This is a genomic window from Streptomyces cavernicola (genome assembly GCF_029968035.1).
In the GTDB taxonomy this organism is placed as follows: Bacteria; Actinomycetota; Actinomycetes; order Streptomycetales; family Streptomycetaceae; genus Streptomyces; species Streptomyces cavernicola.
Genome location: NZ_JASCIQ010000036.1, coordinates 26,669 through 48,328, shown reverse-complemented (window position 1 = coordinate 48,328; position 21,660 = coordinate 26,669). Strand labels below are relative to the sequence as shown.

Annotated in this window: 12 protein-coding genes; 5 read left to right on the top strand and 7 right to left on the bottom strand. The window is 72.9% G+C overall.

Features of this window, described 5'->3' with window-relative positions:
* Positions 1-60: 60 nt before the first annotated feature.
* A complete protein-coding gene (gene moeZ / locus QIS96_RS28530) occupies positions 61-1,239 on the top strand; it encodes an adenylyltransferase/sulfurtransferase MoeZ (RefSeq protein ID WP_282545657.1) in 1,179 nt (392 codons plus the stop codon).
* 129 nt (positions 1,240-1,368) lie between these two features.
* Here the strand turns inward: moeZ and QIS96_RS28525 are convergent, their stop codons facing one another.
* The 7 genes from QIS96_RS28525 to QIS96_RS28495 form a co-directional block, all read right to left on the bottom strand.
* On the bottom strand, positions 1,369-2,868 hold the full coding sequence (locus tag QIS96_RS28525; protein WP_282545656.1) for an alpha/beta hydrolase: 1,500 nt from the start codon (positions 2,866-2,868) through the stop codon (positions 1,369-1,371).
* Positions 2,869-2,949: 81 nt separating this feature from the next.
* Positions 2,950-4,536, bottom strand: a complete 1,587-nt coding sequence (locus tag QIS96_RS28520; RefSeq protein WP_282545655.1) for an alpha/beta hydrolase — start codon at positions 4,534-4,536, stop codon at positions 2,950-2,952.
* Positions 4,537-4,657: 121 nt separating this feature from the next.
* On the bottom strand, positions 4,658-6,202 hold the full coding sequence (locus QIS96_RS28515) for an alpha/beta hydrolase (protein WP_282545654.1): 1,545 nt from the start codon (positions 6,200-6,202) through the stop codon (positions 4,658-4,660).
* Between the two features lie 105 nt (positions 6,203-6,307).
* Complete coding sequence (locus QIS96_RS28510) at positions 6,308-8,368, bottom strand: ABC transporter permease (protein WP_408907272.1); 2,061 nt, start codon at positions 8,366-8,368, stop codon at positions 6,308-6,310.
* Positions 8,365-9,180 carry a molybdate ABC transporter substrate-binding protein gene (gene modA / locus QIS96_RS28505; RefSeq protein WP_282545653.1) on the bottom strand — a complete coding sequence of 272 codons (816 nt, stop codon included), beginning with the start codon at positions 9,178-9,180 and terminating at the stop codon, positions 8,365-8,367. Before modA ends, QIS96_RS28510 begins: the two co-directional genes overlap by 4 nt.
* Before the next feature lie 46 nt (positions 9,181-9,226).
* Entirely contained in the window at positions 9,227-9,622 is a 396-nt protein-coding gene (locus QIS96_RS28500) for a TOBE domain-containing protein (RefSeq protein ID WP_282545652.1), read from the bottom strand.
* A 217-nt stretch (positions 9,623-9,839) separates the two neighbouring features.
* The gene (locus QIS96_RS28495; protein ID WP_408907271.1) at positions 9,840-12,566 is read right to left on the bottom strand and encodes a lysylphosphatidylglycerol synthase transmembrane domain-containing protein; all 2,727 of its coding nucleotides are present in this window, start codon (positions 12,564-12,566) and stop codon (positions 9,840-9,842) included.
* A 200-nt stretch (positions 12,567-12,766) separates the two neighbouring features.
* Between QIS96_RS28495 and QIS96_RS28490 the strand changes: the two genes are divergently transcribed.
* The 4 genes from QIS96_RS28490 (at position 12,767) to QIS96_RS28475 (ending at position 21,658) form a co-directional block, all read left to right on the top strand.
* On the top strand, positions 12,767-13,099 hold the full coding sequence (locus QIS96_RS28490; RefSeq protein WP_282545650.1) for an MGMT family protein: 333 nt from the start codon (positions 12,767-12,769) through the stop codon (positions 13,097-13,099).
* 366 nt (positions 13,100-13,465) lie between these two features.
* Positions 13,466-17,032 (top strand): ATP-dependent helicase, encoded by a 3,567-nt coding sequence (locus tag QIS96_RS28485; protein ID WP_408907270.1) that lies wholly within the window; start codon positions 13,466-13,468, stop codon positions 17,030-17,032.
* Positions 17,033-17,176: 144 nt separating this feature from the next.
* Positions 17,177-17,875 carry a hypothetical protein gene (locus tag QIS96_RS28480; protein ID WP_282545649.1) on the top strand — a complete coding sequence of 233 codons (699 nt, stop codon included), beginning with the start codon at positions 17,177-17,179 and terminating at the stop codon, positions 17,873-17,875.
* A 93-nt stretch (positions 17,876-17,968) separates the two neighbouring features.
* Positions 17,969-21,658 carry an ATP-dependent DNA helicase gene (locus QIS96_RS28475; RefSeq protein WP_282545648.1) on the top strand — a complete coding sequence of 1,230 codons (3,690 nt, stop codon included), beginning with the start codon at positions 17,969-17,971 and terminating at the stop codon, positions 21,656-21,658.
* Positions 21,659-21,660: the final 2 nt, after the last annotated feature.

Below are 21,660 nucleotides of genomic sequence, written 5' to 3'. Positions count from 1 at the left end.
AAGGGTGTGGCAGCGTTACTGAGGAACAACTGTTCCGCATTACCGATCTACGGAGTTCCCGTGTCGCTGCCACCCCTGGTCGAGCCAGCTTCTGAGCTCACCGTCGACGAGGTCCGCAGGTACTCCCGCCACCTGATCATCCCCGACGTCGGGATGGACGGGCAGAAGCGGCTGAAGAACGCCAAGGTGCTCTGTGTGGGCGCCGGCGGCCTGGGCTCGCCCGCGCTCATGTACCTGGCCGCGGCCGGCGTCGGCACGCTCGGCATCGTGGAGTTCGACGAGGTCGACGAGTCGAACCTGCAGCGCCAGATCATCCACAGCCAAGCGGACATCGGCCGCTCGAAGGCCGCGTCCGCGAAGGACTCGGTCCTCGGCATCAACCCGTACGTCAAGGTGAACCTGCACGAGGAGCGGCTCGAGGCCGACAACGTGCTCGAGCTGTTCGCCCAGTACGACCTGATCGTCGACGGCACCGACAACTTCGCCACGCGCTACCTGGTCAACGACGCCTGCGTGCTGCTCAACAAGCCGTACGTGTGGGGCTCGATCTACCGCTTCGACGGCCAGGCCTCCGTGTTCTGGTCCGAGCACGGCCCCTGCTACCGCTGCCTCTACCCGGAGCCCCCGCCGCCCGGCATGGTTCCGTCCTGCGCCGAGGGCGGCGTGCTCGGCGTGCTCTGCGCGTCGATCGGCTCCATCCAGGTCAACGAGGCCATCAAGCTGCTCGCCGGCATCGGCGACCCGCTGGTCGGCCGCCTGATGATCTACGACGCCCTGGAGATGCAGTACCGCCAGGTGAAGGTCCGCAAGGACCCGAACTGCGCGGTCTGCGGCGAGAACCCCACGGTCACCGAGCTCATCGACTACGAGGCGTTCTGCGGCGTCGTCTCCGACGAGGCCCAGGAGGCCGCGCTCGGCTCGACGATCACTCCGAAGCAGCTCAAGGAGTGGATCGACGCGGACGAGAAGATCGAGATCATCGACGTCCGCGAGCAGAACGAGTACGAGATCGTCTCGATCCCGGGCGCGAAGCTGATCCCGAAGAACGAGTTCCTGATGGGCAACGCCCTGCAGGACCTCCCGCAGGACAAGAAGATCGTCTTGCATTGCAAGACGGGTGTCCGCAGTGCGGAAGTCCTCGCGGTCCTGAAGTCGGCGGGCTTCGCCGACGCGGTCCACGTGGGCGGCGGCGTGATCGGCTGGGTCAACCAGATCGAGCCGAGCAAGCCGGTGTACTAGGCCTCGCTTACGTAGGGCGATCGGCGGCGTCGACTTGGGCGCCGCCGATCGCCCTTCGGGCTCGTCCTCAAACGCCGGACGGGCTGAATCATGGGCCCGGCGCCCTGCGCTGGGGGCCGGGCCTTTCGGCTACGCGCAGGTCTTCCCGTCGGACGGGACCTTCCCGTCGAGCAAGTACGCGTTCACCGTGCGCGTCGCGCAGTCGTTCACTCCGTACGTGCCGTGGCCCTCGCCGTTCACCGTGAGCGTCACGCCGACGCCCTCGCCGAGCGCCTTCGACATCCGGGCCGCGCCCTCGACCGGCGTCGCCGGGTCGCCGGTGTTGCCGATGACGAGCATCGGGGCCGCGCCCTCGGCGCCCACCTCGGGCGTGGCGCGCTCGCCGGTCACCGGCCAGCCGTTGCAGCTCGGCAGGCCCCAGGCGAGCAGCGCGCCGAAGACCGGCGACTCCTTCTCGTACGCGGGCAGCTGCTTCTTCACGTCGTCGAGCGTGAAGCGTTCGCTGCTGTCGGCGCAGCGGATCGCCGCGCCCGCCGCCTGCTGGTTGCCGTAACGGCCCTGCGGGTCACGGGAGTTGTAGACGTCGGCGAGCAGCAGCAGCGTGTCGCCCTTGCCTGCCTTGGCCTCGAGGAGGGCCTTGGAGAGGTACGGCCAGGTCTCCTCGCTGTAGAGCGACGAGGCGACGCCGGTGAGGGCGAGGTTCCGGGTGACCTCGCGGCCGTCGAGCGTCGACAGCGGCTTCGTGTCCAGGCCTTCGAGGAGCGCGGCGAGCTCGCGGGTGCCCTGCTTCGGGTCCTTGCCGGTGGACTTCAGGTAGTTGTCCAGGGCGTGTTGGAAGCCTCTGGTCTGGCTGATGGCGCTCTGCACGGTGCCCTTGCTCGGGTCCACCACGGCGTCGAGCACCGCCCGGCCGACCTTCTTCGGGAACAAGTGGGCGTAGACGCCGCCGAGTTCGGTGCCGTACGAGATGCCGAAGTAGTGCAGCTTGTCGTCGCCGAGGACCTGGCGCATCAGGTCCATGTCGCGGGCCGTGTTCTCCGTGGTGAGGTGCGGCAGGACCTTGCCGGAGTGCTGCTCGCAGGCCGCGACGTACTCCTTCTGTTCGGCGAGCAGCCGCCGCTCCTCGGCCGAGGTGTCCGGGACGCCTTCCTTCGCGCTGGTCAGCTCGTCCATCTCACGGTCGTCCACACAGCGGACGCCGGCGCTGTCGCCGACCCCGCGAGGGTCGAAACTCACCAGGTCGTAGCGGGAGTTGAGCTTGGTGTAGTCCGCGGCGGCGAGCGGCAGGGTGGCGACGCCGGAGCCGCCGGGGCCGCCGAAGTTGTAGAGCAGCGAGCCGATCCGCCGGTCCTCGTCCGTGGCCCGTTTGCGGATCAGGGCCACGTCGATGGTCTCGCCGTCCGGCTTCGCGTGGTCCAGGGGCGCCTTCATGGTGGCGCACTCCCAGCCCTTGCCGGGCGGGGTGCCGCCGCCCTGGGCGACGGAGGGTGCCTTGCAGTCGGACCAGTCGAGCCGCTGCCCGGCCAGTCCGTCGGGGCGCTGCTCCTGCGGCCCGGCGCCGCAGCCCGCGAGGGCGAGCAGGGCGAGCGCGCCCGCCGCGAGCCGGGAGGCGCGTATGTGCGTGGACATGTCTGTTGTTGCTCCTGCCGTCAGGGCCTGCGGGTGGGTCGGGTGGGCGTCGGAGAACGTAGGGGGTGCTACGAGCATCGGCTACGAGCAGGTCTTTCCTCTGGTCGGGACCTTGCCGTCGAGGAGGTAGCCGTCGACGGTCGAGGTGACGCAGCTGCTGCCGCCGCCGTATGCCGTGTGCCGTTCGCCGCGGTAGGTGAGCTGGACGCCGACGCCGCGGCCGAGCTCGTCGACCATCCGCTCGGCGCCCTCGATCGGCGTCGCCGAGTCGCCCGTGGTGCCGACGACCAGGATCGGGTCGGCGCCCGGTGCGCTCACCTCGGGGGTCTCGTGCGCGCCGGGGACCGGCCATGCGTGGCACCAGCCCGCGGTGTCCCAGCCGAGGAACTCGCCGAAGACGGGCGAGATCCGGCGGAACTCCGGAAGCGCGGCTCTGGCCTGCGCGGCTGTCGGCCGCTTCTTCGCGTCCGCGCAGGAGATGGCCCGCTGCGCGTGGCTCTGCGTGCCGTAACTCCCGGACGGATCACGGTCGTTGTACTGGTCCGCGAGCGAGAGCAGCTGTGCGCCGCGGCCGGCCCGCGCCGCGTCGAGGGCGTCGGTGAGCGAGGACCAGGACTGCTCGCTGTAGAGGGAGGCGAGGATTCCGGTGAGGGCGAGGCTCTCCGTCAGCTCACGGCCGCCGCCGGCGGGCAGCGGCTTCGCGTCCATGCGCTTCAGGAGGGCGACCAGCGAGTGGGTGCCCTCCTTCGGGTCCGCGCCGGTGGACTTCAGGTAGTTGTCGAGGGCGCGCTGGAAGCCGGTGGTCTGGTTCCTGGCGTGGCCCATCGTGTCGGCGCTCGGGTCGACGACGCCGTCGAGGACGATCCGGCCCACGTTCTCAGGGAACAAGTGGGCGTACGTGCCGCCCAGTTCGGTCCCGTACGAGAAGCCGAAGTAGTGCAGCTTGCCGTCGCCGAGGACCTCGCGCATCAGGTCCATGTCCCGGGCGGCGTCGGCCGTGCCGATGTGCGGCAGGACCTTGCCCGCGCGGCGCTCGCAGCCCGCGCCGAAGTCAGCGGCGTCCGCGAAGTACGCCTTCTCCTCCGCGGCCGTGTCCGGCGTCAGGTCGACCTCGGCGCCCGCGGCCTCCAGCTCCCGGTCCGAACGGCACCGCACACCCGAGCTGGCGGCGACCCCGCGAGGGTCGAAACTCACCAGGTCGTAGCGGGAGTTGAGGCTGCCGAACGCCGACTCGGAGGCCGACAGGGCGGCCACGCCGGAGCCGCCGGGCCCGCCGAAGTTGAACAGCAGCGAGCCGATCCGCCGACCGGGACCGGTGGCCTTCTTGCGGACGAGCGCGAGGTCGATGGTCTCGCCGGCCGGCTCGGCGTGGTCCAGGGGCGCTTTCATCGTGGCGCACTGCCAGCCGTCGCCGGGCGCGTCCGCACAGGCGCCCCAGTCGAGGCGCTGGCCGGTGAGCGCGGCGGGCAGCTCGGGCGGCGAACTCCCCGGCCCTGGGCTGCTCTTGGCGGACGGGCGGGCGCCGTCCCGCACGTCGGCCTTCTCCGGGGAGCGCTCCCCGGCGCCGCCGCACCCGGTGACGAGCAGGGCGCCTGCGAGGACGGCCGCGGCGATGCGGCGCAGCCGACGTACGGGCGCAGGCAGGAACGCGGACGCAGGTTCGGGCATGGACGGCTTCCCCTCGCAAACGAATTCCCCCCTGGGAAATCGTCCTGTCATCGTAGAGGCGGCCTCGGACAACGCCGGGGGCGTGCGCCCGAGGGGCGGACGCGCCCCCGGAACGGCGGGTTCAGGGGCAGACCGTGCCCGACTTCGGGCTCCTGCCGTCGAGCAGATAGCCGTCGACCGCCCGCCGCACGCACCGGTCGCCGCTGTCGTACGCGCCGTGCCCCTGCCCCTTGTACGTGACCTCCACGCCGACGCCCTTGCCGAGCGCGTCGACCATCTTGCGCGTGCCCTCGTACGGCGTCGCCGGGTCGCCCGTGTTGCCGACGACGACGATCGGGGCCGAGCCCTCGGCGCTCACGTTCGGGTGGTCGGCGGCGCCCTTGACCGCCCAGTCCGTGCAGCCGACCATGCCCCAGGCCAGGAAGTCGCCGAAGAGCGGGGAGGCCTTGCGGAACTCGGGGAGCTTCGCCTTCACGTCGGCCAATGTGTAACGGGGCTTGTCGTCGGCGCAGTTGATGGCGATATTGGCGGCGCCGATGTTGCTGTACGTGCCGTCGGGGCTGCGGCCGTTCATCGAGTCGGAGAGCGCCATCAGGACCTGGCCGTCCCCGCTGTACGCCTGCTCCAGGCCCTCCGTCAGGTACTCCCAGAAGTCCTTCGAGTACAGCGACTGCGCGATGCCGTTGGTCGCCGCGGTCTGCGTCAGCTTGCGCGGGCCGAGGCCCGGCAGCGGCTTCGCCTCAAGCTCCTTGAGGAGCTTCGCGATCCGCGCCTGCACGTCCTCGGGAGTGTCGCCGACGGGGCACTCCTCCTCCTTCGACGTGCAGTCCTTCGCGTAGTTCTCCAGGGCCAGCTGGAACCCCTTGGCCTGGCCGAGCGAGCCCTGCTCCGCGTTCTGGGTGGGGTCGACCACGGCGTCGAACACCGCGCGTCCGACGTTTTTCGGGAACAAGTGGGCGTAGACACCGCCGAGTTCGGTGCCGTACGAGATGCCGAAGTAGTGCAGCTTTTTGTCGCCGAGGACCTGGCGCATCAGGTCCATGTCGCGGGCGGCGTCGGTGGTCGCCACATGCGGAAGCACCTTGCCCGACTTCTCCTCACAGTCGCCGTTGAAGCCCTTCACCTCGTCGACGTACGCCTTCTCCTCCGCGGTGTCGTCAGGGGAAGCGTCCTGCTGGTAGTAGGCGTCCAGCTGCTTGTCCGTACGGCAGGTCACGGGGGCGCTGCGGCCGACGCCGCGCGGGTCGAAGCTGACCAGGTCGTAGCGGGTGCGGAGCTTCGCGTACTCCTCGCCGAAGGCGGGCAGCGTCGTGACGCCCGAGCCGCCGGGGCCGCCGAAGTTGAAGATCAGCGAGCCGATCCGCTTCTCGTCGTCGCCGGAGGACTCGGCCCTGATGAGGGTGATGTCGATGGTCTCGCCGTCCGGCTCGTCCCAGTCGAGCGGCGCCTTCATGGTGGCGCACTGCCAGTCGGTCCCGCCGGGCAGCGGGGAGGGGGACTCGCCGCCGCCCTGTTCGGCCGACGGCACCGGGCAGTCCTTCCAGGACAGCTTCTGCGACGGGAGGTCCTCGGCGTCTGCGCCGTCCCCGCAGCCCGCGGCGAGCGCGGCGGTCAGCAGGGCTACGGAGAGAGCGGCGGCACGCGTACGGGCGGGACGGTTAGGCATGGCACCATCCTGCGCCGGGGGCTCAGGGCGCGCTCTCGGCGCGGGCCGTACAGGTGAGCTACCGCCGTCGCGCCCGTACGGCGCCGCAAGGGCGGGACGGGCCGCTCACAGCCCCACCACTGTGATCTCCGTGGCCTTCACGCTCAGCCACACCCGCGCCCCCTCCGCAAGCCCCAGCTCCGCCGCCGCGGCCGCCGTGACCTCGGCGACGACCTCCGGGGCCGCGTCGACGAGGACCCGCAACCGGCCGCCGTGCGCGGTCAGTTCGCGGACCGTGCCCTCCCACACGTTGCGTGGGGAGCCGGACGGCCGCTCCCGGTGTACGGAGACCGCCTCCGGGCCGACCACCGCGAGGGCCGGCGAGCCCTCGGCGGGCGCGGGGGAGTCGTCGCCCGGTTCGGCGAGCACAAGGCGGGCCCCGTCGGAGAGTTCGAGCCCGCCGCCGCGCACCGTGCCCGGCCAGGCGTTGCGGCCCAGCATCCGGGCCACCCACGGCGAGCGCGGATGCCGGGCCACCTCGGCCGGCTCCGCGTACTGCACCGGAAGGCCGTCCTCCAGTACGAGGACGCGGTCGGCGAGCGACACCGCCTCGACCGGGTCGTGCGTGACGATCAGGCACACCCCGGGGAAGTCGGCCAGATGCGAGCGCAGGGCGTGCCGCACGCGCGCGCGGGTCGTCTGGTCGAGGGCGGCGAGCGGCTCGTCGAGGAGCAGCAGTCGCGGCCGCGCAGCCAACGCCCGTGCCAACGCCACGCGTTGGGCCTGGCCGCCGGAGAGCTGGCCCGGCCTGCGGTGCGCGAGGTGGCCGACGCCGAGCCGGTCGAGCCACTCCTGCGCCGCCACGCGCGCGTGCCGCTTGCCGACGCCCTGGGCGCGCAGCCCGTACGCGGTGTTGGACAGGGCCGTCAGATGCGGGAACAGCGCCCCGTCCTGCGGCACCCAGGCGATCCCGCGCCGGTGCACGGGCAGCTCGCCGACGTCGAGCGCGCCGAGCCGCAGACTGTCGGTCCACGCGCGCGGGGTGAGGCCGAGCAGGGCCCGCAGCAGGGTCGTCTTGCCGGCGCCGTTCGGGCCGACGACGGCGATCGTGGTGCCGGGGGAGGCGTCGAGGCGCACACGCGTGTAGCCGGCCACTTCGGCGGTCAGGGGCCAGGCGGCGGGCGGCTGTGCAGTGCCCGTTTTCCCGGCGGGATCCGGGTGCTCTGCGGGGCCCGCGGGTTCGCGGTACTCGGCCGCCGCCGTGTTGGCCGTGTCCGCCGTGTCCGCCGCACCGCGCGTGTGGGGCACGGCGCCCGCCCCGTCGCCGGCGCGGTCCGGCCTCCTGGCGTGGCCGCCGCCCGCGCCTCCGCCGAGCCAGCGGCCGCGCAGCGCGACGAGCACCGCCGTCGCCACCACGAGCAGCAGGAGGGAGACCGCCACGGCCCCGTCCGGGTCGTTCTGCAGGAGCAGGTACACCTGGAGCGGCAGCGTCTGCGTCGTGCCCGGGAGGTTTCCCGCGAACGTGATCGTCGCCCCGAACTCGCCCAGCGCACGCGCCCAGGACAGCGCCGCGCCCGCGACCAGGCCCGGCGCGACCATCGGCACGGTCACCGTGAAGAACGTCCGCAGCGGCCCCGCGCCCAGCGACAGCGCGGTCTCCTCGTACCGCCGGTGCAGCCCAGCGAGCGCGCCCTCCAGGCTGATCACCAGGAACGGCATCGACACGAACGCGGAGGACACGACCGCCCCGGCCGTCGAGAACGGCAGCGTCACGCCGAGCCCGTCGAGCCACGGGCCGAGCAGCCCGCGCCGCCCGTACCCCTCCAGGAGCGCCACCCCGGCGACCGTCGGCGGCAGCACCATCGGCAGCATCACCAGGCACCGCACGAGCGCCTTGCCGGGAAACTCCACGCGCGCCAGGAGCCACGCCAGCGGCACCCCGAGGACGAGCGAGAGGAGCAGCGCCCACCCCGAAACCGCCAAGGAGAGCCCCAGCGCCTCGGTCACCGCGGGCGCGGTCAGCCGGTCGGGCAGCGTCCGCCACGGCGCGCCCGCGAGCACGCCCGCGAGCGGAAGGAGCAGGAACACGACCGCGACGACGCCCGGCAGGGCCAGCGCCCACGGCACCCGGCCGCGCGGCGACGGCCCGCGCCGCTTCCTCGCGGTGCTGTCGGGGAGCGCCGTCACGGCTTCTGGAACCCGGCGTCGCGCAGCAGCTTCTGCGCCTTCGCGGACGACAGCCAGCTCACGAAGTCCTTGGCGGCGTCCGCGTGCGCGGAGTCCTTCAGGGCGGCGGCCGGGTACGAGGCGACGGCGTTCTGCCGGTCCGGGACGGTCACGGTGTCGACCTTGCCACGGGCGGCCGCGGCATCCGTGATGTACACGAGCCCCGCGTCCGCCTCGCCGAGCTCGACCTTGCTGAGCACGGCGCGCACGTTCGGTTCCTGCGACACCGGGTGCACCCGTACGCCCTGTTCGTCGAGGATCTGCTCGCTGTACCGCCCGACCGGCACCTCCGGCGCGGCGAGTACGACCTTCAGGTCCTCGCGCGCCAGGTCGTCGAGGCCCGTGACCTTCTTCGGGTTGCCCTTGCCGGTGGCGATGGTGAGGCGGTTCTCGGCGATCACGGTGGGCTTGCCGACCTCGGCCTTCAGCCCGGCCATGGTCTTCGTGTCGGCGGTCACAAGGGCGTCGGCGGGCGCACCCTGGCGCACCTGCGCGGCCAGCTCCTGCGAGCCCGCGAACGAGAACGCGACCTTCGTGCCGGGGTGCTCCTTCTCGTACGCGGCCCCCGCCGCCTCGAACACATCGGTCAGGGAGGACGCGGCGAGCACGGTCAGCGTGGTCTTCCCGCCGTCGTCCGCAGCCCCCGATCCGCCGCCCGTACCGCCGCAGGCCGCGGCGAGCGGCACGAGCAGTGCGGCGGCGAGCGCGGCGGGCGCGGTGCGGCGGACACTGCGGGCACGGCGGGCATGGCGGAGGCTGGGCCGGCTCTGCATGGGAGAACCCCGTTCTGGACCCGAACCCGAGGCTTCGCCGCTCGGTTCAGGCACGGTCGATATGGACGTTGGTCGACTTCACCCGGGCCACCGCCTCCATCCCGACCTCGAGGCCGAGCTCCTCGACGGCCTCGCGGGTCAGCAGGGAGACGAGCCGGTGCGGTCCGGCCTGGATCTCGACCTGCGCGGCGACGTCGCCGAGCTTCACGGCCGTGATGATCCCGGGAAAGGCGTTGCGCGCGGTCGTGTACGACTCCTCGCCGGCGTCCCCGGACTGCTGCCCGAGTTCCACGGCGAACGCGGCGAGATCGGCCCCGTCGACGAGCCGCCTGCCCCCTTCGTCCCGCCGCGTGGGCACCCGCCCGGCATCGGCCCACCGCCGCACGGTGTCCGTACTGACGCCGAGCAACCGCGCTGCCTGTTGAGTGGTGTAGGACCGCATGTGCGGCAATGTAGGCAGGGTGGGGCGGCATCTGCAAGGAAGATCGGGTGAAGCTCCTAGCAGGTGCGGTCCATAATGTAGGAACCGCCGAATCCAGCCCGCCCGCCTCCGGCGCTCAAGAAGTGGGGGCCAAATCCAGCCCGTCCTGGGGGCACCTCCCAGCGGTAGCTGGGGGAGTTTGAGGACGAGCCCGCAGGGCGATCGAGGGCAACCAGCCTCAGAGGGCGCCCTTGCGCGTGAGTTGGTTGAAGCACAGCCACCCCGGCAACACCGGCAACCACAAAGTCAGCAACCGATACAACAGCACCGCCGGCGCCGCGACCTCCTTGGGCAGCCCGATCGCGACCAGACCGAAGGTGAGCGTCGCCTCGACCGCGCCCACACCGCCCGGCGTCGGTGCCGCCGAACCCAGCGCGTTGCCCGCGAGGAACACCACGGCGACGCTGGCCAGGCTCAGCGAGACCGTCTCGTCGGTGGAGAAGGCCCGTACCGACGCGTCCAGGCAGAGCACGAACATCGCGGTGAGGAGCAGCATGCCGCCGATGCCGGTGAGCAGCTTCTGCGGCCGCTGCAGCACGTCCAGCATGCGCGGCACGACACCCGCGAAAAGCGACCGCAGCCGCGTCGCCACGAACTGCCGCAGGAACGGGATGGCCGTCACCACGAGCACGAGCACCGCGACGGTCAAAAGCCCGGCGATGACCGTACGGGACGGCGTCAGCTCCGGCGTCTTCTCCGTACCCGTCAGATAGCCCATGGTCAGCAGCAGCAGGATGTGCGAGCCGAGACCGAAGAGCTGCGAGGCGCCCACCGAGGCCACCGCGAGCCCGGAGCGCACCCCGGCCCGCTGCAGGAACCGGGTGTTGAGCGCCACGCCGCCGACCGCCGCAGGGGCCACGATCTTCACGAACGACCCGGCGACCTGCGCCGCCACCGTCCGCAGGAACGGCACCCGCTCCGGCACGAAGCCGAGCAGCGACATCGCCGCCGCCACATAGCTGAGCGCTGAGAACGCCACCGCGGCGAGCACCCAGCCCCACTTGGCCTCTTCGAAGAGCTTCGCGAAGTCGATGCCGGTGAGCTGCGAGAGCAGGAAGTACGCACCGATCGCGCCGGCGATGAAACTGATCAGGGTGCGCGGCTTGATCCGTTCCAGCTGCGCGGGCTCGACCGGCGCCTGCGGCCTGATCCGCAGCACCTGGTGCCGGATCTGGGTGAGCAGGTCCTCCTCGCGGGCCACGTCGAGCGCCTCGTCCAGGGCCCGCTTCTCCGCCTGCTTGTGGTCCTTGGCCGCCTTGCGGTCGGACGCCCCGGCCTTGGCGCCGCCGCTCTCCTCGCGGATCTGCCGGGACTTGCGGGACGCCTCCAGGACCGCCTCGCGCTCGCGCTGCGACCGCTCCCGGCCGAGCTTGCGGAGTGTGGCGCGCGTCGACCGGGTCAGTGCGATCGGCTGGAGCAGCGGCAGGCAGTCGGCGACCGCGTCGGGCCCGAGCACGTCGACCGCCGCGTCCACCGCGCGCTCCGCGCCGGTGCGCAGGCCGAACGTGGTGAGCAGCTGCGCGATGTCCATCCGCAGGACCAGCTCGCCGGCCGCGATCTCGCCGCCCCGCAGATCCGTGATGATCACCTTGCCGGAACGATCCACCAGGATCGCGTCGCCGGCGAGCCGCCGGTGCGCGAGCCGCCGCGACTGCAGCGCCTGCACCTGCAGCCAGGTGTCCCGCATCAGCGCGTCGGTGATCTCGTCGTCGCTCAGCGCGTCCAGGGAGCGCCCGCCGATGTGCTCGTAGACGAGCATCACCGCGTCGGGACCGAGCTCGGATGTGGCGATCAGCTTCGGCGCGTTGGCGCCGGCCGCGATCGCCGCGTACGAGAGCAGCGCTTCCTGTTCCAGGGCCTGGCGCAGCGACTGCAGGCTGCGGCGGGTGGTGATGCCGCGCAGCGTGAGCCGGCGCCACACGCGGTAGAAGAAGCCCTGCGCCTGCTGCTCCCGGTCGACGACGGTCACGTCGAGCGGAGCGCCGTCCTCCAGGGTGACGAAGTAGCGGCGGCCTCGGTCCCCGCCGTCGGCCGCCTCCGGCGCGTCCTCCGCTCGCGCGGCGCTGACCGGCCGGAACCCCACGTGCCGCAGGCCGGCGAGCAGCGTCTGCCCGGTGGGCCGGACGTTGGGGGAGCCGACCGCGTAGAGCGTTCCGTACGCGACGGTCCAGCCGATCAGGACGGTCAGGATGATCGAGAACGGGGTGGTGAACCCGGCGACGAGCATCGAGAGCGCGTCGAGCAGCAGCACCGTCCACAGCACCACGCGCCAGCGCGGTCTGCGGGACATCCCGACGGCCGTCATGTACGCGATGACCGGCGCGAGGTAGCCGTGCACCGGGTCGGTCAGGGCGCCCGGGTCCTCCATGAGCGGCCGCGTCAGGGCGTCCTGGATCGAGTCGGGTGCGGCCTTCGCCACCCACAGGTCGGTGGCGAGCGTCACCCCGTGCGCGAGCACGGCGGCGAGCACACCGTCGGCGATGCGCAGCCCGTCGCGTTTGATGAGCCGCTCGATCGCGAAGGCCACCGGCACGAGCAGCACCGCGATGGACGCGCTCAGCCCGGCGAACTTGATCAGCAGATCGGGCGCCTGGTCGGTGCCCTTGCTGATGTCCTGTTCGAGGCCGGACGTCGTGCCGTGCGCGAAGGCCGCGATCGAGAGCACGAGCACCACGGCCAGGATCCCGACCAGCGTCCGCATGAGGTCGGACGGCCGGTGCACGCGCGCGGGCAGCAACGGTTCGTCGCCCTCGACCTCGTCCCCGGGGCCGGTGGAAGCGGTGGCGCCGTGCGGCGTGGGGGCCGTGCCCGGCGCATGCTCGTCCGGGCCGTGCTGCTCGCGCGGGCCGTCGGTGTCCGGGCGCGACGGCGTGTCAGGGGTGCGCTCGTCCTTGGGGGGCTGCACTCCCTGATCCTTCTCCGTCTCGTTGTGCTCGCGTATCACCGGTCACCGCCCGGACGATGGTGGCACGACCGACCGACAACGGGGGGCATCAGGGTGCATTCCGTGGTCGGACTGTGTCCCTGATACGCACACCCGGGGTTCACAGAACCATGGTGCCGCTCCCGACCGGACTGTCGGTGGGGTGCGGCAGGATGGGCCGGATGAGCGAGCAGAGCCTGCCGGAGCTTCCGGACTACGCGGAGCGGGTGCTCCAGGTCGCGGAGCACATCCCGCCCGGCCGCGTCATGACGTACGGGGACGTCGCGGAGTGGCTCGGTGAGGGTGGCCCGCGCCAGGTGGGCCGCGTGATGGCGCTGTACGGCGGGGCGGTGCCCTGGTGGCGCGTGGTGCGCGCCGACGGCCGTCTGCTGCCGGGTCACGAGCGCCGCGCCCTGGAGCGGTACCGCGTCGAGTCCACCCCGCTGCGCACGACGGGCGCCGGTGAGCAGCGCCTCGACATGCGGCGGGCGCGCTGGGACGGCGGAGACGGCTGAGCGCGGTCTCGCGGCAGGCACGGCTGAGCGCGGTCTCACAAGGGACAGCTTCCGGCATGCCCGGCAGACGCGGGCGCCCGGTGGACCGTACGGGCGACGCGGCCGTACGCGCTGTGCGCCCCGTACGCGCTGCGTGCCCTGCGTGTGGCGGATGTGACGAGGACGAAGCCGGGGAAGCGGCGCGTCCGGGGCGGCGACTGGCGTAGCGTCGAGCGCGGCGGTCATGCCGAGCGCGGCGGTCACGGCAGTCCTGCGGCGGCAGCCGAAACCGTCGCCGCCGCCGCTCGCGCGGCACGGCGGCAGCACGACCACCGGGGCCCACGGCCCCCTCTCCACCCAGCACACCCACCAGGACCGGCGATCCACGTGAGCTCCTCTACTTCCGACCGGCGCGCTCCCGACGCATCCGTGCGCCAGGGGGGCACCCGTGCGTACCGACTGGTGCGTACTCCGCCGGCCCGAGTGGATCCCCCTGGTCTTGACGCAGCGCAGCGCGCGGTGGTTGACCACGCGGGCGGTCCGCTGCTCGTGCTCGCCGGTCCGGGCACCGGAAAATCCACCACTCTTGTGGAGGCGGTCGCGGCCCGGATCGACAAGGGCACCGATCCCGAGCGCATCCTGGTGCTCACCTTCAGCCGCAAGGCGGCGGTGGAGCTGCGCGACCGGATGGCGCTGCGCATCGGTGGTGTCTCCGCGCCGCGCGCCACCACGTTCCACTCGTTCTGCTACGCCCTGGTCCGCGCCCACCAGGACGCCGAGCTGTTCGTCGAGCCGCTGCGGCTCCTCTCCGGCCCCGAGCAGGACGTCGTCGTACGCGAGCTCCTCGAGGGCGAGATCGACCTCGAGAACAGCGGCCGCGCGCGCGTGCGGTGGCCCGACGAACTGCGCGCCTGCCTGACGACGCGCGGCTTCGCCGACGAGGTGCGCGCGGTCCTCGCGCGCAGCCGCGAGCTCGGCCTCGGCCCGTCCGCCCTCGGCGACTTCGCCCGCCGCACCGGCCGGCCCGACTGGGGCGCCGCGGCCGCGTTCCTCGCCGAGTACCTGGACGTCCTGGACGCGCAGGGCGTCCTCGACTACGCCGAACTCGTGCACCGCGCGGTGCTGCTCGCCCGCCAGGACGACGTCGCCGACCAGCTGGCCGCGCGCTACGACGCGGTGTTCGTGGACGAGTTCCAGGACACCGACCCCGCGCAGGTACGGCTCCTCCAGGCGCTGGCCGGCAAGGGCCGCACCCTGGTCGCGTTCGGCGACCCGGACCAGTCGATCTACGCGTTCCGCGGCGCCGACGTGAACGGCATCCTCGACTTCCCCGACGCCTTCCGGCGGGCCGACGGAGGCCCGGCGCCCGTCGAGGTGCTCACGACGTCGCGCCGCTCCGGCGCCGCCCTCCTGGACGCCACGCGCCGGATCACCCAGCGGATGCCGCTGCCGCGCCTGCCCGCCGAGCAGGCACGCCGCCACCGCGCGCTGCGCTCCGTGGACGAGGGCGGCCGCGTGGAGGCGTTCACGTACCCGACGCCCGGCGCGGAGCTGGAGAACGTCGCCGACATCCTGCGCCGGGCCAACCTGGAGGACGGCGTCGCCTGGTCCGACATGGCGGTGCTCGTACGCGCCGGAATCCGCATCCCCGCGGTCCGCCGCGCCCTCACGTCGGCGGGCGTCCCGGTGGAGGTCGACGGCAACGACGTGGCGCTGCGCGAGGAGCCCGCGGTGGCCCCCCTCCTGGAGGCCCTGCGGGCTGCGGCGGAGGCGGCCACGGAGACGCTGGACGCTGAGCTGGAAACCGGCACTGGTGTTGAGCCGGAGGCCGGCACTGGCGTTGACCCGAAAACCGGCACTGGTGTTGCCCCGGAAACCGGCACTGGTGCGGAGCCGGAAACCAGCACTGATGTTGAGCCGGAAATCGGCACTACAGAGGGGGAGCCGGAAACCAGCGCCACAGAGGGGGAGCCGGAAACCAGCGCCACAGAGGGGCGGCCGGAAACCAGCGCCACAGAGGGGCGGCCGGAAACCAGCGCCACAGAGGGGCGGCCGGAAACCCGCACCGCCCCCTGGCTCAGCACCGAGCGCGCCCTCGCCCTGCTCTCCTCGCCCCTCGGCAGCACCGACGCCGCCGATCTGCGGCGCCTCGGCCGGGCGCTGCGGGACGAGGAGCGGGCCGCCGGAAATCGCGTACCGCCCCCGTCGGACCTCCTCCTCGCCCGCGCCCTGGCCGAGCCGGAGCGGCTCGTCGCGCACGACCCGGCGTACGCGAGCGGGGCCCGCCGCCTCGGCGAGCTGCTGCGGCGCACCCGGCTGCTGCTCACCGGCGGCGGCACCGCGGAGGAGGCCCTCTGGGAGCTGTGGAACGGCACGCCCTGGCCGACCCGCCTGGAGCGCACCGCGCGGCGCGGTGGCGCGGCGGGCCGCAACGCCGACCGCGATCTGGACGCCGTCTGCGCCCTGTTCGCGACCGCGGCCCGCGCCGAGGAGCGCAGCGGCGGACGCGGCGCGCTGAACTTCCTCGGCGAGGTCGAGGCGCAGGACATCGCCGCCGACACCCTCGCCAGGCGGGCGGTGCGCCCCGACGCCGTACGCCTGATGACCGCGCACCGCTCCAAGGGGCTGCAGTGGCGCCTCGTGGTCGTAGCGGGCGTGCAGGAGGGGCTGTGGCCCGATCTGCGCCGCCGCGGCTCCCTCCTGGAGGCGGACCGCATCGGCCGCGACGGTCTCGCCGAACCGCTCACGCCCGGCGCCCTGTTGGCGGAGGAGCGCCGCCTGTACTACGTCGCCGCCACGCGCGCGTGCGAGCGGCTCGTCGTCACCGCGGTGAAGTCGGCGGCGGACGACGGCGACCAGCCCTCCCGCTTCCTGACCGAGCTCGGCGTCGAGCCGCAGAACGTCACGGGCCGCCCGCGCCGACCGCTGTCCGTCGCCGCGCTCGTCGCCGAACTGCGCGCCACGACCGTCGACCCGCGCGTCTCGGACACCCTGCGCGAGGCCGCCGCCGAACGCCTGGCCCGGCTCGCCGCGCTGCGCGACGAGGACGGCAGGGCGCTCGTGCCGACCGCGCACCCGTCCCGCTGGTGGGGCATGTACGACCCCACGCACAGCGCGGTGCCGCTGCGCGACCGCGACCAGCCGGTGACCCTCTCCGGCAGCGCCCTCGACCAGCTCGCCAACACCTGCTCCCTGCAGTGGTTCCTGGGCCGCGAGGTGAAGGCCGACGCCCCCTCGACGGCCGCGCAGGGCTTCGGCAACGTCGTGCACGTACTGGCCGACGAGGTCGCCTCCGGGCGCACACCGGCCGACCTCTCGGTGCTGATGGAGCGGCTCGACTCGGTGTGGGACGCCCTCGCCTTCGACGCCCCCTGGAAGTCGGCCCAGGAGAAGGAGCACGCGCGCGTGGCGCTCGAACGCTTCCTGCGCTGGCACGTCGACACCAACGGCACGCGCCCCGGCCGTACACCGGTCGCCACTGAGCACGATTTCGACGTGACGCTGGAAGCGGGCTCCTACGAGGTGCGGATCCGCGGCTCCATGGACCGGGTGGAGGCGGACGCCGACGGACGCGCCTATGTGGTCGATTTCAAGACGGGAAAACAGGCGCCGACGGCGGCCGAGGTGGACCGCCATCCCCAACTCGCCGTCTACCAGCTGGCGGTGCGCGAAGGCGCCGTCGACGACGTCTTCGACGGGCACAGGCCCGAGCCGGGCGGCGCGGAACTGGTGCAGCTGCGCCAGCCCGCCGCCAAGAAGGACGGCGGCGACGCCCTCCCCAAGGTGCAGACCCAGGACGGTCTGACCGGCCAGTGGGTGGGCGACCTGCTGGCCACCGCGGCCGGCAAGGTCCTCGACGAGCGGTTCTCACCGAGCACCGGCCAGCACTGCACGCACTGCTCGTTCCGGGCCTCGTGCAGCGCGCGGGCCGAGGGGCGGCACGTGGTGGAGTGAGGGTTTTCGCCACCGCTCGGGCGGGTCGCGGACGTCGCCGGGCGTGATCCATCCCACGCTGGGAGTGACAGGGCGCCACTCATCGCCGACGTAAAGTCCACGTAAACCGTAACGCGACATCGGTACCCAGGAGGGGACATACACATGGCAGCCAATCGGAAGGTCCTGGCGACGGCAGTGGCCTGCGCGGCCGCACTCGTCGGCGTCACCGGCTGCTTCGGCGACAAGGACCCCTACGAGGGCATGAGCGCCGACAAGATCGCCGACAAGGCGTCCAAGGCGACCAGCGCCGTCGACTCCGTGAAACTCTCGGCCGAGGGCAAGCAGAGCGGCAAGCCCACCTCGATCGAGTTCGAGATCGCCAAGGGCGGCTCGTGCAACGGCGAGATGAAGTCCGCCGACATGGGCCGGGTCGACATCCGCGTCGTCGACAAGACCAGCTACATGAAGGGCGACGCCGCCTACTGGAAGGGCACCCTCGGCGACGAGGCCACCGCCCAGAAGGTCGGCGACCGCTGGGTGAAGGTGCCCTCCGGCCAGAGCGACGACATGTGCGACCTCAAGTCCCTCTTCAAGGAGGGCGACCTCGACGGCGTCAAGCGCGGCGAGGACTCCGAGGTCGACGGCACGAAGGCGGTCACCCTCACCAAGAAGAAGTCCGGCGGCGAGACCGTCACCTTCTACGTCGCGGCCGAGGGCGAGCCGTTCTTCCTGCGCGCCGTCACGAAGGGCGGTGACGAGCCCAACACCATGAACTTCAGCGGCTACAACGAGAAGATCGAGGTCGAGGCCCCGCCGGCGTCCGAGATCGCCGACATGCAGGACCTCATCGCCGGTTCCTGACCCCTTGGCGCGCCCTCTCGGCGCGCACTCCGACGGCGGCCGCCGACTCCCGGGATGCCCGGGTTGTCAGTGGCCGCCGTTAGCCTTCCTGGGGTGTCCTCGCGTATCACCGATCCCGAGCAGCTCAAGGAGCTCCTCGGCATCCCCTTCACTCCGGAGCAGACGGCCTGCATCGTGGCGCCGCCCGCCCCGCAGGTGATCGTTGCCGGAGCCGGCTCCGGCAAGACGACGGTGATGGCGGCCCGCGTGGTCTGGCTGGTCGGCACCGGCCAGGTCGCCCCCGAGCAGGTCCTCGGCCTCACGTTCACGAACAAAGCGGCGGGCGAGCTCGCCGAGCGCGTGCGCACCGCGCTCATCAAGGCCGGAGTGACCGACCCGGACACGATCGACCCTGACGACCCACCGGGCGAGCCGGTGATCTCCACGTACCACGCGTTCGCCGGGCGGCTGCTCACCGACCACGGCCTGCGTATCGGCCTGGAGCCCAGCGTGCGGCTGCTCGCCGACGCCACCCGCTTCCAGCTCGCCGCGCGCGTGCTGCGCGACGCCCCCGGCCCCTATCCGGCACTCACCCGGTCCTTCCCCGACCTCGTCAGCGACCTCCTCGCCCTCGACGCCGAGCTCGCCGAGCACCTCGTACGACCGTCCCGGCTGCGGTCGTACGACACCGAGCTGCTGCGCGCGCTCGACGGCGTGAAGCTCTCCAACGCCGACCTGCGCAAGGTCCCCGAGACCGCCACCGCGCGCCAGGAGCTCACCGAGCTCGTCGAGCGGTACCGCGCGGCGAAGCGCTCCGGGGACCTCCTGGACTTCGGCGACCAGATCGCCCTGTCCGCCACCCTCGCGGACACCCGCCCCGAGGTCGGCCGCATCCTGCGCGACGAGTTCCGCGTCGTCCTGCTCGACGAGTACCAGGACACGTCCGTGGCCCAACGCATCCTGCTCTCCGGCCTGTTCGGCGCCGGCACGGGGCACGCGGTGACGGCCGTCGGCGACCCCTGCCAGGCGATCTACGGCTGGCGCGGCGCCTCCGTCGCCAACCTCGACGACTTCCCCGAGCACTTCGCGCACGCCGACGGCCGCCCCGCCACGCGCTACTCCCTGAGCGAGAACCGCCGCAGCGGCGGCCGTCTCCTCGACCTCGCCAACGGCATGGCGGCCCCGCTGCGCGCCCTGCACGCGGGCGTGGAGGCGCTCCGCCCGGCGCCGGACGCCGTGGGCGCGGGCTCGGTGCGCTGCGCGCTCCTTCGCACCCACGCCGAGGAGATCGAGTGGCTCGCCGACTCCATCGCGCACCTTGTGGCCACCGACAAGGAGCCCGGCGACATCGCGGTGCTCTGCCGTACAGCGAACGACTTCGCGCAGATCCAGGGCGCGCTCGTGGCCCGTGACATCCCCGTCGAGGTCGTCGGCCTCTCCGGCCTCCTGCACCTGCCCGAGGTGGCTGATCTCGTCGCCGTCTGCGAGGTGCTGCAGGACCCGGGTGCCAACGCCGCGCTCGTGCGCCTGCTCACCGGCCCGCGCTGGCGCATCGGCCCCCGGGACCTGGCGCTGCTCGGCCGCAGAGCCCGCCTCCTCGTGCAGCACGCGCGCGTGGAGGACGATTCCGCCGACCCCGACCGGCGCCTCGCGGAGGCCGTCGAAGGCGTCGACCCGGCCGAGGTGATCTCCCTCGCGGACGCGCTCGACACGTTCCTCGAAGCGGACGGCCCGCAGGACCGGCTGCCGTTCTCCGCCGACGCGCGCGTGCGCTTCGCCCGCCTCGCCGCCGAGCTGCGCGACCTGCGCCGCTCCCTCGCCGACCCGCTCATGGACGTACTGCACCGCGTCCTCGCCACCACCGGGCTCGACGTCGAGTTGTCCGCCTCCCCGCACGCCCTCGCCGCCCGCCGCCGCGAGACCCTCGCCAACTTCCTCGACGTCGCCGCCTCCTTCGCGGCGAACGACCCGTCCGCTTCCCTGCTCGCCTTCCTCGGCTTCCTGCGCACGGCCGAGCAGTACGAGAAGGGCCTGGACAACGCGCTGCCCGGCGGCGAGAACACCGTCAAGGTGCTCACCGCGCACAAGTCGAAGGGCCTGGAGTGGGACGTCGTCGCGGTGCCGGGACTCGTCACCGGAACGTTCCCGTCCGCCCAGGGCCGGGAGAAGTGGACCGCCCGCTCCAAGGTGCTGCCGCACGAGCTGCGCGGTGACGCGGCGACGCTGCCCGACGTCGAGGCCTGGGACAGCAAGGGTCTCAAGGCCTTCCACGAGGAGATGAAGGAACACCAGCGGACCGAGGAACTCCGCCTCGGGTACGTGACGTTCACCCGCCCCCGCACCCTCCTGCTCGGTTCCGGCCACTGGTGGGGCCCCGCCCAGAAGCGGCCGCGCGGCCCCTCCGACTTCCTCCTCGCCCTGCACGACCACTGCGCCGCGGGCAACGGCGAGATCGAGGCCTGGGCGGACGAGCCCGAGCCCGAGGAGGAGAACCCCGCCCTGCGCGAGGAGACGGCCGACGTCGCCTGGCCGCTGCCCCTGGACGCCGCCGCGACGGCCCGCCGCCGCGCGGCCGCCGAGACCGTCCTGGCCCACCTGGACTCCCTGACGGCACAGCCGGCCGACCCCGCCCCAGATGCCGACGCCTACGAGGACGCCTACGACCCGGAGTGGCCCCCGCCGCCGGACGAGGACGACCCGTACGGCGACCCGTACGCGGACGGCTCCGGGGATCCGTACGACGACGGCCCGGGGGACCCGTACGAGGAACTCCCCCTGGAGGTGCCGGAGTCGGTCCACCCCGAGGCGGAGTCGACCGCGCCGGACGCCTGGGACACCTGGACGCGCACCCGCCCGGAGATCCCCCACCAGCACCCGGAACCCGCGCTGCCCGAAGGGCCCGCTCAGCCCGCTCAGAACGCCCCGCACGCGCGCCCAGGTCGCCGACGCCGGGCGCCCGCTCCTCGGCTCACGCCCGAGGAGCACCGCACCGTCGCCTCCTGGGACAAGGATCTGGAGTCCCTGACGGCGGAGCTGCAACGCGCGCGTGCAGCCGTGCGGGACGTGCCCGTGCCGCTCTCGCTCACCGCGTCCGAGGTGATGCGGATGGCCGCCGACCCGGACGGTTTCGCGCAGGAGCTGGCCCGCCCGATGCCCCGCCCGCCGCAGCCCGCGGCCCGTAGGGGCACCCGGTTCCACGCCTGGATCGAGTCCCGCTTCGAGGCCCTCGAACTGCCCATGCTCGACCCCGACGAGCTGCCGGGCGCCGACGCCGAGATCGCCGACGAGCGCGACCTGGAGACCCTCAAGGAGGCCTTCGAGCACACCCCGTACGCCTACCGCACGCCGTACTGCGTGGAGGCGCCCTTCCAGCTGGCCATCGCCGGGCGGGTGATCAGGGGCCGGATCGACGCCGTGTACCGCGCGGACGGCTCGGGCCCCGGCGACGGCGCCGCCACCGCGTACGAGATCGTCGACTGGAAGACCGGCCACGGCGGCGCAGCCGACCCGCTGCAGCTGGCCATCTACCGGCTCGCCTGGGCCGAGCAGCACGGCCTGCCGGTGGAGGCGGTGAAGGCCGCGTTCGTCTTCGTCCGCACGGGCAAGACCACATACCCGGAGCGGCTGCCCGGCCGCGCCGAGCTCGAACGCCTCCTCGGCGGACCGGACGCAGCGCAAGGCGCGGGCGAGGCCACCGCGCAGAGCGCCGAAAACCCGCACCACGCGCGCGAGATGGACGGCCGCGGTCGGCCGAGGCGAGGACCGAGGGGGGACGCCGACCGGGCGCCCTCGGCGTCCGGCTAGGC

Bases quoted from the DNA above. Each gene is read 5' to 3' on its own strand.
- QIS96_RS28525 (WP_282545656.1), bottom strand. From the start codon at position 2,868: ATGTCCACGCACATACGCGCCTCCCGGCTCGCGGCGGGCGCGCTCGCC.
- QIS96_RS28520 (WP_282545655.1), bottom strand. From the start codon at position 4,536: ATGCCCGAACCTGCGTCCGCGTTCCTGCCTGCGCCCGTACGTCGGCTG.
- QIS96_RS28515 (WP_282545654.1), bottom strand. From the start codon at position 6,202: ATGCCTAACCGTCCCGCCCGTACGCGTGCCGCCGCTCTCTCCGTAGCC.
- modA (WP_282545653.1), bottom strand. From the start codon at position 9,180: ATGCAGAGCCGGCCCAGCCTCCGCCATGCCCGCCGTGCCCGCAGTGTC.
- QIS96_RS28500 (WP_282545652.1), bottom strand. From the start codon at position 9,622: ATGCGGTCCTACACCACTCAACAGGCAGCGCGGTTGCTCGGCGTCAGT.
- QIS96_RS28490 (WP_282545650.1), top strand. From the start codon at position 12,767: ATGAGCGAGCAGAGCCTGCCGGAGCTTCCGGACTACGCGGAGCGGGTG.
- QIS96_RS28480 (WP_282545649.1), top strand. From the start codon at position 17,177: ATGGCAGCCAATCGGAAGGTCCTGGCGACGGCAGTGGCCTGCGCGGCC.